Below are 13419 nucleotides of genomic sequence, written 5' to 3'. Positions count from 1 at the left end.
GAAGGCCATTTGGGCGGAACCTAATTGTATTGCATTTACGAAGTTTCTAAACAAAAAGACTTACACTTCCAACTGCGGCAAAACCTGCAGCGGTGACCCTTGCAGACAGTAAGTACAGTCGGAAAGTATTTTGGCTTCTTCCAGATTGTGTGTGACCAGTATGGTCAGTTTTTGTGTGCCTTCTTCTTTTAACACTTGTGTGCAAGCTGCACGCGTTTCTGCATCCAGTGCGTGGAATGGCTCATCCAGCAGCAGCAGTTCCGGTTTGAAAGCCAGCGCCCGCGCCAAAGCGACCCGCTGACGCATGCCGCCTGATAATTTCCCCGGCAATACGTCTTCGCTGCCTGCCAAGCCGAGCTTTTGCAGCCATTCCCCAGCCTGCCGCAGCGCTTCTTTCTTTTCTGCTGGCAGCACAGCTGCAACATTGCTGCGTGCAGTTGCCCACGGCAGCAGGCGATCCTCCTGAAATACAACAGCCGTTTTGGCAGGACGCAGCACACAACCGGACTGCGGCACTTCCAGACCGGCAAGCAAACGCAGCAGTGTTGTTTTGCCACAGCCGGAACGTCCCAGCAGGCAGACTGTTCCCCTTTCCGGGAAGGAAAGACTGAAATGTTCCAAAATCCGTCTGTTTTCGGCATAAGCAAAGCAGACATTCTGTAATTCCACTTTCATTGACATCCTCCCGCGCTCAGCCTGCGGATTGCCCAGCGCATCAGGCGGCCCAGTCCCTTTTCAAGTGCAATGCTGAGTACAATAATTGCTGCCGTCCATGCAAACAAATCCGGCGTTTCCAAGTAAATTTTTGCATTGTAGAGATTCCCGCCAATGGAAAGAGAGGTGTTCGCCAAAACTTCCGCCGCCACACCGGCTTTCCACGCCATACCAATGCCGATATCACAAGCGGCGGAAAAGTACGGCAAAACGGACGGCACATAAATTTTGACCAGTGTACGCAGCTTGCCGAAATGATAAACCTGTGCCATTTCCAATAAGTTTTTGTCCGTCTCTGCAATTCCGTTGGAAACATTCTGCCAAAAAAGCGGCAGAACAATTAAGGATGCCGTAAAAACGGGGATTTTCGCAGAAGTCAGCCAAACCATTGCCAAAATAATAAAGGAAGCAACCGGCGTTGCCTTAATAATGCTGACAATCGGATAAAACAGTGTGTAGCAAAGCTTGCTGCGGCTGGTTGCCACAGCAAGCAGTGTTCCCGTAATCAGGGCAATCACAAAACCAAGCAGAATCCGCAGCATACTGCCTGTAATCGTCAACCAGAATTCCTCTGTGCGGGCAAGTTCCCCCAGTCTGCACAGAACAGAAAAAGGAGACACTAAGAGTATCTCCTCCTGCACTGCAGCAGCGGCAATCTGCCATAAAATCAGCCATACCGCCGCAGAAAACACCCACCGCGAAATTCTGCCGAAATATTTTACCGGTTTCTGTTTTTTACTTCTGATAGTAAATACCGTCATCCGGCAGCTTTCCTCCTATAGATTGCGGGTTTTCCTGATACATAATTTTAAAGAACGGCTGCACTTTTGCTTTCATCTCATCGCCATCCATAAACGTAAGGCTGCAATTCGGGATAGCCTTTGCTGCAACGGCCGCAGGCATGCCAAGGTACTTTTCAGCCAGTTTGCCGGTTGCTTCTGCGTTTTGATTTGCGTACTCGGAGCTTGCCTTATAGTCCGCAAGGAACTGATTCACTGCATCCTTGTGCTTTTCCGCAAAATCTTTGCGCACAACCATGCAGCCCATTGTCAAAACGCTGCCGTCCTTGACAACCTTGCTCCATTCATCCGTCATGTTCAGCGCAATTTTCGCGGTTTTGCACTTTGCAAGTGTCTGCGTTACAAACGGCTCCGGCAGAACGGCAATCTTCACCTGACCAGAAACCAGCTTTGTCATCGCTGCGGCATGCTCGGAAGCATATTCTACCTGAACATCTTTTTCTGGGTTCAGTCCGTTCTGCTTCAGAATGTAATTGAATGCATACTCCGGCACAGAACCTTTGCCGGAAGAAACAATTTTTTTACCCTTCAAGTCCTTAATAGAAGTGATTGTTTCGCCGTTGGTTACAATGGACAGAACGCCGAGTGTATTAATCTCCAGCAGCTGCATTTTGCCGTTGGTTTTTTTGTAAAGGGAAGCCGCTAGATTTGTAGGCAGACCAGCCATGTCCACTTCGCCGGAAGTCAGCTTTGCAACTGCCGCCGTTGGTGCTGTATCCAAGGCAAATTTATAGTCATTGGTTGTTGTTTTTGCGTCTGCGTCCTGCATCATTTTGAGCATGCCAAGTCCGGTTGGCCCTTTCAGCGTACCCACTTTGATCGTTGTCTTTTCTGTTGTTGCCGCAGAGGAAGCAGCAGAAGAAGCCGCGGAGGAAGCGCTTTCCGCTGCCGAAGAGCCTGTAGAAGAAGAGCCGGTGCCGGAGCAGGCTGTTGCGGACAACGCCAAAACCACAGCAAGGGCTAAAGCTGAAACACGTTTTTTTAACTGCATAGTTGTATAATCCTTCTCTCAATAAAATCATATATAAAACCGATTCCGATTGGAAAGCGGCTTATATTTCATCTGAATGCCCTGCGAAATCAGAAAGTTTGCCACGGTTTTTCAGCAAAACTGTTCGCCCGTGCTGTGCAATGATATCCGCCTGCTGCAGATTTTCCAGCACACGGTACAAGGAAGCACGGCTGATGCCCAGCAAGCCGGAAAGGTTTGCCACACTGCACGGCAGGCATACACTTCCGTTGTCATCCGGCTGCGAGAGCAGCCACGATGCCAGCCGCTGTTCTGCTGTGCCGCCGGAAGAAACACTGATGCGCTGCGTCAGAAACTCCACCCGGCCGGAAAGATAAGCAATGTAATTTTCCGCCGTCTGTGCATCTGCCGCAAAAAGTCTGCGCAGGAGCGGCAACTCCAAAAACAGAACGACCGAGGCACGTTTTGCACGCAGTAGGGAAAGCGGCACACTGTCCATCAGAAACGCACCGGCAAGGCCAAACACACCGCCTTGCCGAAATGTGTTCAGCAGCACTTCTCCCCCGCCTGCGGTGCGCTTAAAAGCCCGAACTTCACCGGCGCAAACCAAACCGACCCGCCGTCCCGGTGGAAGTGCTTCACCAGCCAAAAATGCGCTGCAGTGACACGATTCATCATGAAAAGCAAACTCTGCTGTTTGCCGGGAAATACCCGCAAAAAGCGGAAGCTCCTGCATCATTCTGAAAAAGGACTCTTCTTTTTTCAGTTCACGCATTTTCTACCCCTAAACTGTATTATTTAAGACAATATATCTGTTAAAAATTATACAACTGGATTGACATACTGTCAAGCAAAACCAACTTTCCCGTTTGTTTTACACAAAATTCTAAATTCTATTCCTGCAAAACTGTTGACAGCGCAGTCAACAGTTTTTTGTTTTCAATAAAAAACAAAAAATGCCCGCAGGCTGCGCAAGCCCTGCAAGCATTTTTCCGTAAAGAAAAGTTATTTTATTCCTTTTCGTCGTCGTGTGTACAGCCGCAGCTGCATGCATCGTCGTCTTCATCTTCATCGACCAAGTCAAATTCAAGCACTTCGCCGCAGTTCGGGCACTCCATCTGGCCATCTTCCACAATGTCCTGAGAAAGGCAAATGGTTTCGTGACAGTTCGGGCAGGTCACTTCGTAGTACTCGTCCTCATCGTCGTCTTCGCAGCCACAGCCGCAGCCGTCGTCGTCCTCATCTTCATCATCGATGTCATAAACAAAGCGTTCCAGAGAACCCAGGTCCTCATCCACCTCGTCCAACTGACCCTCTACGTCGGAAACAACATCCTCAACGTCTGTTACAGACTGAGAAAGGTCCTCGAGCAGGTCAATAATGGCATTGATGACTTTCACTTCTTTTTTGTTCTCGTCCAGCTCCAACCCTTCGGCCAAACCGCGGATGTAAGAAACTTTTTCGGTGACTGTCATGATAAACCTCCTTTTTCTGACCATGTTAATTTTTATACAATAAACAATTCCGGGTTTTTGCACCCGGAATTGTTCAAAGCAAGTATGACTCAGGCACGCTCCATATATTCACCTGTGCGTGTATCAATGCGGATAACTTCTCCCTCATTGATGAACAGCGGAACCTTAATTTCAGCGCCGGTTTCCAGTGTAGCAGGCTTGGTTGCGTTTGTAGCAGTGTCGCCCTTAAAGCCGGGGTCGGTCTTGGTGATCTGCAGTTCAACAAAGTTCGGCGGCTCAATGCCGAAAACATTGCCCTTGTAGGACAGGACCTTGCAGTCCATATTTTCTTTTACAAACTTGAAGCTGTCGCCGAGCACGCTCTTGTTAATCGGAATCTGCTCGAAAGTTTCGGAATCCATAAAGTAGTAAAGGTCGCCGTCATTATAAAGGTACTGCATGTCCTTGCGCTCAATATAAGCGACCGGATATTTATCATTCGGGTTAAAAGTACGCTCCGTTACAGCACCGGTAATTACGTTGCGGATTTTTGTGCGCACAAAAGCGGCACCCTTGCCCGGCTTTACATGCTGGAATTCGATAATGGAAACAACCTGACCATCCATGTCAAAGGTCACGCCGTTTCTGAAATCACCTGCAGAGATCATTCGTGTATCCTCCAATTCAAATAAATAACAAAATCATACTTAGGAATAGTGTATCTTATTTTCGGCAGAATTTCAAGCCGTTTCAAAAAAAACGGGATTAAAGCAACCCCTGTAGAGCATAAAGTGCCAGAAAATAGCTTGTTTTCCCAAATCCGGAAATCTGTCCGGCACAAACAGGAGCAATTACGCTGGTGTGGCGGAATTCTTCACGCGCATGAATGTTGCTCATATGCGTTTCAATAAAGGGAACACCGTGCACGCAGGTAATTGCATCCCGCAGCGCGTAACTGTAATGTGTAAGTGCCCCGGCATTTAAAATGCAGCCGTCATAAACACCGCGCGCCGCGTGAATTTTGTCAATCAGGTCACCCTCATGGTTGGATTGATAGATATCCAACTCAAAATTCAGCTTTTCGGCAAGTGCCCGGATTTCCTGATTGATACTTTCCGTTGTTTCTGTTCCATAAACGCCCTGCTCACGCACGCCGACCATGTCCAGATTCGGCCCCAGCAGCAGCAGAATTTTTTTCTTTGCCAATGTCAGTCACTCCTTTGGCACGATATGACGTCCGGTTTCTTTTAATTCACGGCGAATGGCTTCTTCCCCATGCCTTCTTCTAAGGAAAGACACAGAGTCCTCCTGCACGCATGGTGTAATCAAAATGGACTTTAGCCCAACCAAATTTGCACCCAGTATATCGGTATAAACCTGATCCCCAATCACCACAGCCTGTTGCCGGCAAACGTGCAGCCTGCGCAGTGCGCGCAAATACCCGCCCGGCAGCGGTTTTAAGGCAAAGCTGACATACGGCAGGCCATACTGCGCTGCAAAGGGAGCCACACGGCGGCGGAAATTGTTAGAGAGAATAATCAGCTGAAAGCCCTCGCTGCGCATCCGCTGCACCCACTGTATGGTACCCGGAAAAGGGACTTGACTTTCCGGCGGAGAAAGTGTGTTGTCCACATCCAGCAGGACTGCCTTTGCGCCGATGCTGTGCAGCAGTTTCGGTGTAATTTGCGTAACCCTGTCAACTGAATAAAGGGGCATTTTCAGCGTCAAGTACAATCTCCTCTCTTTACGATAAAAAAGCGGGCCCAAAGCCCGCTTTCCATGTACCTAAGAAACCGAAGTGAAAGTTTAATTACTTAAACTTACGCTTACGGGCTGCTTCGGATTTTTTCTTCCGCCGAACAGAAGGCTTTTCGTAAGCCTCTCTTTTGCGGACCTCAGCAATGACCCCGGAACGTGCACACTGCTTCTTGAAGCGGCGCAGAGCACTGTCCAGAGACTCATTGTCTTTTACTCGGACCTCAGCCATGTATTTTCCCTCCCATCCGCCAAAAGGCAGGGGTTATCTGTAATCGATATCTGTTACACAACAAATATTATACAGATTCAAAAAAGTTCTGTCAAGCCCTGTTTCCAGAAAAGCGTTTTTTTCGAAATATTGCAAAAAAGCGCAAAAAAGTGTTGACATTTGTCCGCCCGCGTGGTAATATTAATCTCGCGCTTGGGGATGACCACAACGCATACACAACATAGGGGTATAGCTCAGTTGGTAGAGCAGTGGTCTCCAAAACCACGTGCCGAGGGTTCAAGTCCTTCTGCCCCTGCCATGTGGCTCGGTAGTTCAGCTGGTTAGAACGCTAGCCTGTCACGCTAGAGGTCGACGGTTCGATCCCGTTCCGAGTCGCCATTTGCTGCTATGGCTCAGTTGGCAGAGCACATCCTTGGTAAGGATGAGGTCATGCGTTCGAATCGCATTAGCAGCTCCATCAAAAAAGCTAGGAAATCTGCGGATTTCCTAGCTTTTTTGTTTTATCCGTAATCGTAAATTCCGAATTATTTATTATTGACATATGTCATTATTCGTGTTATACTGGCTGCATCATAAATGACATATGTCAATAAAAGGAGCTGATGCAGTATGCCAAGGCCCTGCAAACGCCGCCGCATCTGCGCACTGCCCGGCTGCGGTCGCTTTGGTCCTAAGGAAACTTCCGCTGCACAACCGAGTATTACCATGACACTGGATGAATTTGAGACGATTCGGCTGATTGATCTGGAAAATTTAACACAGGAACAGTGCGCAGCACAAATGGATGTTGCCCGCACAACGGTGCAGGCTATTTACAACCGCGCACGCGTGAAACTTGCACAGTGTCTTGTCAATCAGCAGGAACTATTCATTCAAGGCGGTGACTATGTACTTTGTGACGGCAGTGCACAGGGCTGCGGCTGCGGCCGCTGCAGGCACCATAGCTGCACAACCAAAAACACTGAAAACAAGCACGCACAAACCCATACAGGAGGATTTCCAATGAAAATTGCAGTCACTTACGAAAACGAACAAATTTTTCAGCACTTTGGTCACACAGAACAGTTTAAACTCTACGACGTGGAAAACGGTAAAGTCACCGCATCCACACTGGTAAACACCAACGGCAGCGGTCACGGTGCACTGGCAGGCTTTTTGAAATCTGCCGGTGTAACCGTCCTGATCTGCGGCGGTATCGGCGGCGGCGCTCAGCAGGCACTTTCCGAAGCTGGGATTCAGCTTTATGGCGGTGTTTCCGGTGAAGCTGACGCAGCAGTGGAAAATCTGCTAACGGGCAGCCTTCAGTTTAACCCCAATGTGCAGTGCAATCACCATGGAGAGCATCACACGGAAGGCTCCTGCGGGGAGCATGGCTGCGGCGAACATCACTGTTCCGAATCCTAAAAGCACAACACATCTTTTATACAGCAACGCAAACCAGCCGGTCGGAAACGCAAAATGTTTCTGACCGGCTTTTATATTTTAAACAAGCTTCTGCCCCATTCTTTTTTATCTGCACAATTTGCTAAATCACCTTACACAACGTTCTGCACTCATGTATAATGAAATTCTGCTGGAGCAAATGATTTTTAAAAAGGAGGATACACATTGGAACAGCCCAATCAAACACAGCGCGTTCGTATTTGCGACATTGCGGACGAGCTTGGAGTAAGCACTGCCACGGTCTCCAATGTCATACATGGAAAAACAAAAAAAATATCTGACGAAACCGTTGGCCGCGTGCAGGAGCTTTTAGAAAAGCGGCAGTACATTCCCAGCATGGCAGGTATTCTTTTGGCACAAAACGACTCCAGGATTATCGGTGTCGTCATCAATAACCATGAAAAATACGAAGGACATGTTCTTGAAGATGTTTTCATCGCATCATCGCTCAATTTTCTATCCGCGGAAATTGAAGCAGCAGGGTACTTCATGATGGTAAAGACAACGACCGCCATAACCGATATCGTGCGGTTTGCTTCCATGTGGAACCTTGAAGGCATGGTCCTGATTGGTTTTTGCGAACAGGATTTCAATAAACTGCGGGAAGCTATGCACGTTCCTTTTGTTGTGTACGATGGCTATTTTAAAACACCGGGACGAATCTGCAATTTAATCGTCGATAATTTTGACGGCGGTTTTCAGGCGGGAACTTATTTAAAACAGCTTGGCCACAAAAAAGCACTTTGCATTTCCGATAATGGAATCTGCATGGATTTGAGCCGATACCAAGGCTTTCAAAAAGGCTTCGGAGCTGCAAATACTGACTTTATGCAGATTCCAATGGCAAAAACGGAGCGCCGGATTTTTTACGGCACACATCTTGAAACATTAAAAAAATATACCGCCGTTTTTGCAGTTTCGGACTATTACGCAGTAGACCTGATGCAGTTTCTGCAGGAACAGGAGATCCGTATTCCGGAGGATATTTCAATCATCGGCTTTGACGATACTCCAATTTGCCAGCAGGTAGTGCCCGCATTAACTTCAATAAAGCAGGACGGAGCACAAAGAGCCAGGCTGGCACTGAAAACCTTAGCACAACTAAAATCCGGCGAAGCAGAAGGAACCACCATAACGCTTCCCGTTACTCTTGTAAAGCGAAAGAGCGTTAAAACTATAGAATAAGCAGCTTGCATAAATTCCGCACCGCATATTTGTTGTGGGTTACGCGTTTAACCTATTGTATGTTCTGCCTCCCCCCTTTAAAATAAAGGGAGATGTTACAGAAAGCGCTTTCCAGACATAAAACATGAACTGAATTCTTTGCCCGATGTGTGCACGCACGAGCAAAAGCATTATGTCGGTGAAAGGAATTTATATGAACAAAGAAAATCAATTTTTGAAAACCGTCTGCAGCATTGCCGTCCCGGTAACTCTGCAGTCCATGCTGCAGTCCTCTTTCAGCATGATTGACCAAATTATGATTGGACAGCTTGGCAGCGCCAGCATTGCGGGAATCGGGCTTGCCAGCAAGTTTTCATCCATTTTTTCGGTTCTGGTTTCAGCCATCGCTGCTGTTGCCGGTATTATGATTTCACAATACATAGGAAAAAAGGATGAAAAAAATATTCGCTGCAGTTTTTACATCAATCTGCTGGCTGCGCTGGGCCTTGCAGCTATATTTACTGTACTGTGTGTCTTTTTTTCCAGCCAAATCATGCAGATGTACACTTCTGACCCATTAACCAATCAAACCGCGGCCGGTTACCTGCAGATCATGGCATTTACAAATCTGCCGATTGCCGGCGCCACAATTTTGTCCACGCTGCTTCGCTGCAGAGGAAAAGCCAGTTTGCCGCTGTATGCCAGTATATTGGCCGCTGTCATCAACACCGGGCTGAACTATGTCTTTATTTTCGGCAAATTTGGTTTTGCTCCCATGGGAGTAAACGGTGCTGCACTTGCGACTGTGATTGCACAACTCGCAAACTTCCTATTTGTCCTCATATTCCTGCTGAAATACAACAAAAAGCAAAACAAAAAAATTCCCTTTACAATTCAGCTTGGGAATCTTGGCAGGAAACAGTATCTTGTGATTCTCATACCAATTTTAATTACTGAATTTTTGTGGAGCCTTGGAGAAAATGTCTACGCTGTCATCTACGGTCATATGGGCACCCAAAGCTGTGCGGCCATGACACTGACGAACCCAATTCAGGGACTGATGATAGGTGCTTTAACCGGTTTGGCACAAGCTGCCGGAATTATAATCGGGAAAACGCTTGGCAGTAATGGATATGAACAGGCATATCACGAATCCAAAAAACTGATGCGATACGGTCTGTATTGTTCGGTTGGGCTCTCTGTCCTACTGCTGCTGTTAAGCGGACTGTATGTTCAAATTTATCAGGTGGAAGATGCAGTAAAAGCAACAGCCGTTCAAATTCTGACTGCGTACGCGGTTATCTCCCCTGTTAAAGTGCAGAACATGGTTTTAGGCGGCGGTATACTCCGCAGCGGCGGCAAAACGAAATATGTAATGTGGATTGACATCGTCGGAACGTGGGCTTTCGGCGTACCGCTGGGGCTGCTTTCAGCCTTTGTCTGGAATCTGCCGATTCCATGGGTCTATTTCATTCTTTCTCTGGAAGAATGCGTCCGGCTAACAATTTCTCTGATCATATTTCGGAAAAAGAAATGGATGCAAAGCCTGCATTCCTAAGTATAATTAGCAGGGTTGTTTTTAAACATTGGGTCTGCTATACTTAAAAGGTTACATAATCTTTGTTACCTGAAAAGGAGGCACCGCATGGAATATAAGCCGATTCGCTGCCCCTACTGTGGGCTGGAACTGCAGGTGCCAGTCGGTATTGAGCAGGTTGTGTGTATGTACTGCGCAAAGCCCATTGATATAACCGCTCTGTTTGCCCCTACTGCCGCAGAACCAGATGGTGGAAAACGTTTGCAGCAGGCTCTTTCCCTGCTGGACCCTGCCCTCTTTCGCTTTGAGGCAGAAGAACCTGCCTTTACACAAAAAAACTACCCGGATTGTTTCGCTTCCTACAACGGTCGCCTAAACACTGCTCTGGAAGCACTTCAGGGTGTGCAGGATGAAGACTGCCAAGCATTTGCCCAAGCACTGCTTTCCCGCATGACAGATGACCTGCATTACCGCAAGGTTCACAGCAGTAAGAGTGCAGCGTTCTTTCGTTACCGCATGATGGTCGCCGTTTATCTGATTCCTGCTTTGCACGACAGCACGGTTCCGGAAGCGGCCATTGTACTGCGTGCTTTTTTACAGCTTTGGAACAGTAAATATCCCAAAGAAGCGCTGAACCCCGTCAGCTTTGAAAAAATCAACGGTGGCTGGCGCAGGAAGGGCTGTTACATTACAACTGCTGTCTGCCACAGTCTACATAAACCTGACGACTGTACGGAACTGCAGACGCTTCGCCGCTTCCGCGACAGCTGGATGCTCCGGCAGTCAGAAGGACCATTGCTGATTCAGGAATATTACACATTTGCGCCCTCAATTGTAGTTGCAATCAACATTGCCCCGAATCCTGAGCAGATTTACCGCTCTTTGTGGCAGAACTGTATTTCGCCGTGCATGCAGGAGGCAGCAGCCGGGCAGAACCAAAGCTGTCTGCAGCGCTACACAGAAATGATGCTTTCTTTGGAACAGCAATATTTATCATAATTTCAACAGGGGGCAAGCTTATGGACAGCGAACGCTTTCAAAAACAAATCGCCTTTTCTATGGAATGCGACAAAATGAAAACCATCTACCGAAACACACTTCTTGCAGACGGCAGCCGCAGAGAAACCGACGCGGAGCACAGCTGGCACATTGCGTTGATGGCAACCCTGCTGCAGGAATATGCACCACAGGGAATTTCCTGCGACCACACCGTGCAGCTTTGTCTGGCACATGACCTGGTAGAAATTTATGCCGGAGATACCTTTGCTTACGATACCGAGGGCTACAAAAGCAAAACAGTGAGAGAAGCGGCTGCCGCTGACAAACTGTTTGCCATTCTTCCGCAGGATCAGTGCAAAAGCTACCGCGCACTCTGGGATGAATTTGAAACCTGCAAAACACCGGATGCTGTTTTTGCAAACTGTTGTGACCGTTTTCAGCCGGTACTCAACAATATGGCAACTGACGGGCACACTTGGAAACTGAACCACGTTCACCGCGGGCAGGTGGAGGCACGTCTGCATTTGATTCAGGAAAATATGCCGGAACTTTGGCCTGTCTGCACTGACATGCTGGACACCGCTGTCAGCAGCGGTTGGCTTACGGAATAAAAGGGAACTGCTATGAACCTACAGATTCGTGAAGCCCGCACTGAGGGCTATACAAGCATCTGTAAACTCAGCCGCGAACAGCTTGGATATGACTTTCCGCCTGATGAAACACGCACAAAATTAGCCGCACTTTTGAACCGTTCTTCAGATAAGATTTTCGTTGCTGTACAAGGACAGCACGTTGTCGGCTATGTTCATGCATGCAATTATGACGTGTTATATGCACCGCATATGAAAAATATCATGGGCATTGCAGTTGCTGCCGAATGGCAGAAGCACGGCATTGGCCGTATGCTCCTCTCCGCGGTAGAACATTGGGCACAAGAAAGCAGTGCCGCCGGTGTTCGCTTAGTTTCCGGTGAAACACGCATTGGCGCGCACGCTTTTTACCAACAATGCGGTTATGCAAAGCAAAAAGCACAGTTTAACTTCCGCAAGTTTTTATAATAATATAGCAAATAGTCGTCCATGTCACGAGTCAGTGTGACATGGACGACTATTTATTTGCAAAAGGTATCTGTAAAAAGGACTTAACACATTACTTCTTTTCCGAAGAATAAACGGTCAGCCGGTTTTTCTTGCCCATTTTTGATTCATAGAGTGCTTCATCTGCACAGCGCATCAATTCTTCCGGCAGCATATTCTGCTGCCACTCTGCCAAACCAATACTGAGAGTTGGACGCAGCGTTCCTTGACACAATCCCCCATACTGTGCAAAATCTTTCTGCACTTTTTTCAGCTCGGAAAGCACTTCTTCCCTTTTCCTTTCGTGAAACAATACACTAAATTCATCGCCGCCAAAACGTACCGGCATCGCGTCCGGGCAGTCCTTAGTCAGGACCTCACCCAAGTGCCGCAGTACTGCATCCCCCTCTAAATGTCCCTCTGTATCATTAATTGACTTAAAATCATCAATATCCATCATTGCAATGAAGAAACTGCCTGTTTCCGGCGCACAGAGATTTTCCAGTGCATTAGTCAAGGCAAGCCGATTGTACACCCCCGTCAGGTGGTCGCGCAGCAGTTCCTGCTGCAATCGGCTGCGTTCCTGCTCACTGTGTGCAATTGTTTGCTGCTTCTCTTTTTCAAAACGAATAATCACCACGCAGGCAACAAAAACTCCGCCCAGCAGAAACAGCGACAACATAAAATCGGCAGCTAAATCCGCAGTTTGTTTTTTAGAAGCATCCCACCGTATGTACATCGCGCTGACCCAGTTTAGTACAACGCTGCACAATGATGTAACGCTGATAAGCCGAAAATCCCCGTAAATCATTGTCATAATTACAGGGATCAAAAACACTGAATAAACTCCCGCAAAAGCACAATGCACAACGGACACTACAAAAGCAATGCCCACCATTGACAGGCAGGTGATGTAGTTTTTTGCAGTTTCAGCGACCTTAGTTTTTTCAGACAGCAGCCATGCAAAAATGGTAAGCAGCATATTACAGCCGGATGGGAACAGAAGATATTTCAAAAAATACTTTGATGTACTGCACTCAAGCATACTAAGTCCACTAATTACAAAATAGCCGATAAATTCACAGATAAGTATTAAAAGTGTGTAGCAAAACATGGATTTTAACTGAAATTTACGCCATTTTTCGTTAATCGGCTGCAGGCTGTTTTCAGAATAGTCTGTTTGCATTAAATTTATCACTTCCAGAAAATCTGTTACTAATCTCATCTGCATTTTAGAATAATTTGTATTTTTTATAATTATTTTCTAAATTAATT

Annotated in this window: 16 protein-coding genes and 3 tRNA genes; 9 read left to right on the top strand and 10 right to left on the bottom strand. The window is 47.3% G+C overall.

The features are described from left to right. Window positions 1-60 precede the first annotated feature (60 nt). The 9 genes from H6X83_RS05460 to rpsU form a co-directional block, all read right to left on the bottom strand. Window positions 61-675 carry an ABC transporter ATP-binding protein gene (locus H6X83_RS05460; protein ID WP_212508132.1) on the bottom strand — a complete coding sequence of 205 codons (615 nt, stop codon included), beginning with the start codon at window positions 673-675 and terminating at the stop codon, window positions 61-63. Next, window positions 672-1475 (bottom strand): ABC transporter permease, encoded by an 804-nt coding sequence (locus H6X83_RS05455; protein WP_212508131.1) that lies wholly within the window; start codon window positions 1473-1475, stop codon window positions 672-674. The genes H6X83_RS05460 and H6X83_RS05455 overlap by 4 nt, the downstream gene beginning before the upstream one ends. Next, window positions 1450-2505 (bottom strand): ABC transporter substrate-binding protein, encoded by a 1056-nt coding sequence (locus H6X83_RS05450; protein ID WP_212508130.1) that lies wholly within the window; start codon window positions 2503-2505, stop codon window positions 1450-1452. Before H6X83_RS05450 ends, H6X83_RS05455 begins: the two co-directional genes overlap by 26 nt. Before the next feature lie 61 nt (window positions 2506-2566). Beyond that, window positions 2567-3259, bottom strand: a complete 693-nt coding sequence (locus H6X83_RS05445) for a Crp/Fnr family transcriptional regulator (RefSeq protein WP_212508129.1) — start codon at window positions 3257-3259, stop codon at window positions 2567-2569. A 235-nt stretch (window positions 3260-3494) separates the two neighbouring features. Continuing rightward, window positions 3495-3959 (bottom strand): CD1247 N-terminal domain-containing protein, encoded by a 465-nt coding sequence (locus H6X83_RS05440; RefSeq protein WP_212508128.1) that lies wholly within the window; start codon window positions 3957-3959, stop codon window positions 3495-3497. An 89-nt stretch (window positions 3960-4048) separates the two neighbouring features. Next, a complete protein-coding gene (gene efp / locus H6X83_RS05435) occupies window positions 4049-4606 on the bottom strand; it encodes an elongation factor P (RefSeq protein WP_212508127.1) in 558 nt (185 codons plus the stop codon). Between the two features lie 97 nt (window positions 4607-4703). Further along, the gene (aroQ, locus tag H6X83_RS05430) at window positions 4704-5144 is read right to left on the bottom strand and encodes a type II 3-dehydroquinate dehydratase (RefSeq protein WP_212508126.1); all 441 of its coding nucleotides are present in this window, start codon (window positions 5142-5144) and stop codon (window positions 4704-4706) included. Between the two features lie 6 nt (window positions 5145-5150). Continuing rightward, a complete protein-coding gene (locus H6X83_RS05425) occupies window positions 5151-5666 on the bottom strand; it encodes a YqeG family HAD IIIA-type phosphatase (RefSeq protein ID WP_212508125.1) in 516 nt (171 codons plus the stop codon). 82 nt (window positions 5667-5748) lie between these two features. Beyond that, window positions 5749-5925, bottom strand: a complete 177-nt coding sequence (rpsU, locus tag H6X83_RS05420; protein ID WP_212508124.1) for a 30S ribosomal protein S21 — start codon at window positions 5923-5925, stop codon at window positions 5749-5751. Between the two features lie 222 nt (window positions 5926-6147). Between rpsU and H6X83_RS05415 the strand changes: the two genes are divergently transcribed. The 9 genes from H6X83_RS05415 (at window position 6148) to H6X83_RS05375 (ending at window position 12126) form a co-directional block, all read left to right on the top strand. Continuing rightward, a tRNA-Trp gene (locus tag H6X83_RS05415) sits at window positions 6148-6223 on the top strand. 3 nt (window positions 6224-6226) lie between these two features. Then, window positions 6227-6303: transfer RNA gene (locus tag H6X83_RS05410), tRNA-Asp, on the top strand. A 3-nt stretch (window positions 6304-6306) separates the two neighbouring features. Beyond that, window positions 6307-6382, top strand: a tRNA-Thr gene (locus H6X83_RS05405). A gap of 152 nt (window positions 6383-6534) precedes the next feature. Then, window positions 6535-7329: a NifB/NifX family molybdenum-iron cluster-binding protein gene (locus H6X83_RS05400; RefSeq protein ID WP_212508123.1), complete on the top strand. Its 795-nt coding sequence runs from the start codon at window positions 6535-6537 to the stop codon at window positions 7327-7329. A gap of 204 nt (window positions 7330-7533) precedes the next feature. After that, on the top strand, window positions 7534-8553 hold the full coding sequence (locus H6X83_RS05395; protein WP_212508122.1) for a LacI family DNA-binding transcriptional regulator: 1020 nt from the start codon (window positions 7534-7536) through the stop codon (window positions 8551-8553). A gap of 193 nt (window positions 8554-8746) precedes the next feature. After that, window positions 8747-10090 (top strand): MATE family efflux transporter, encoded by a 1344-nt coding sequence (locus H6X83_RS05390; RefSeq protein ID WP_212508121.1) that lies wholly within the window; start codon window positions 8747-8749, stop codon window positions 10088-10090. Between the two features lie 87 nt (window positions 10091-10177). Further along, window positions 10178-11068, top strand: coding sequence for a CFI-box-CTERM domain-containing protein (locus H6X83_RS05385; protein WP_212508120.1), 891 nt, complete (start codon window positions 10178-10180; stop codon window positions 11066-11068). A 20-nt stretch (window positions 11069-11088) separates the two neighbouring features. Then, the gene (locus tag H6X83_RS05380) at window positions 11089-11679 is read left to right on the top strand and encodes an HD domain-containing protein (protein ID WP_212508119.1); all 591 of its coding nucleotides are present in this window, start codon (window positions 11089-11091) and stop codon (window positions 11677-11679) included. 12 nt (window positions 11680-11691) lie between these two features. Beyond that, window positions 11692-12126 carry a GNAT family N-acetyltransferase gene (locus H6X83_RS05375; RefSeq protein ID WP_212508118.1) on the top strand — a complete coding sequence of 145 codons (435 nt, stop codon included), beginning with the start codon at window positions 11692-11694 and terminating at the stop codon, window positions 12124-12126. A gap of 91 nt (window positions 12127-12217) precedes the next feature. Here H6X83_RS05375 and H6X83_RS05370 read toward each other — a convergent pair whose 3' ends face one another. Then, the gene (locus H6X83_RS05370; protein WP_212508117.1) at window positions 12218-13330 is read right to left on the bottom strand and encodes a GGDEF domain-containing protein; all 1113 of its coding nucleotides are present in this window, start codon (window positions 13328-13330) and stop codon (window positions 12218-12220) included. Window positions 13331-13419: the final 89 nt, after the last annotated feature.

The organism is Caproicibacterium amylolyticum, from assembly GCF_014467055.1.
GTDB classification, from domain to species: Bacteria; Bacillota; Clostridia; order Oscillospirales; family Acutalibacteraceae; genus Caproicibacterium; species Caproicibacterium amylolyticum.
This window is presented reverse-complemented; position numbering and strand designations above follow the sequence as displayed.

Excerpts from the sequence above, each read along its gene's own strand:
- H6X83_RS05460 (WP_212508132.1), bottom strand. The coding sequence starts at position 675 with ATGAAAGTGGAATTACAGAATGTCTGCTTTGCTTATGCCGAAAACAGA.
- H6X83_RS05455 (WP_212508131.1), bottom strand. The coding sequence starts at position 1,475 with ATGACGGTATTTACTATCAGAAGTAAAAAACAGAAACCGGTAAAATAT.
- H6X83_RS05450 (WP_212508130.1), bottom strand. The coding sequence starts at position 2,505 with ATGCAGTTAAAAAAACGTGTTTCAGCTTTAGCCCTTGCTGTGGTTTTG.
- H6X83_RS05445 (WP_212508129.1), bottom strand. The coding sequence starts at position 3,259 with ATGCGTGAACTGAAAAAAGAAGAGTCCTTTTTCAGAATGATGCAGGAG.
- H6X83_RS05440 (WP_212508128.1), bottom strand. The coding sequence starts at position 3,959 with ATGACAGTCACCGAAAAAGTTTCTTACATCCGCGGTTTGGCCGAAGGG.
- efp (WP_212508127.1), bottom strand. The coding sequence starts at position 4,606 with ATGATCTCTGCAGGTGATTTCAGAAACGGCGTGACCTTTGACATGGAT.
- rpsU (WP_212508124.1), bottom strand. The coding sequence starts at position 5,925 with ATGGCTGAGGTCCGAGTAAAAGACAATGAGTCTCTGGACAGTGCTCTG.
- H6X83_RS05400 (WP_212508123.1), top strand. The coding sequence starts at position 6,535 with ATGCCAAGGCCCTGCAAACGCCGCCGCATCTGCGCACTGCCCGGCTGC.
- H6X83_RS05390 (WP_212508121.1), top strand. The coding sequence starts at position 8,747 with ATGAACAAAGAAAATCAATTTTTGAAAACCGTCTGCAGCATTGCCGTC.
- H6X83_RS05385 (WP_212508120.1), top strand. The coding sequence starts at position 10,178 with ATGGAATATAAGCCGATTCGCTGCCCCTACTGTGGGCTGGAACTGCAG.
- H6X83_RS05380 (WP_212508119.1), top strand. The coding sequence starts at position 11,089 with ATGGACAGCGAACGCTTTCAAAAACAAATCGCCTTTTCTATGGAATGC.
- H6X83_RS05375 (WP_212508118.1), top strand. The coding sequence starts at position 11,692 with ATGAACCTACAGATTCGTGAAGCCCGCACTGAGGGCTATACAAGCATC.
- H6X83_RS05370 (WP_212508117.1), bottom strand. The coding sequence starts at position 13,330 with ATGCAAACAGACTATTCTGAAAACAGCCTGCAGCCGATTAACGAAAAA.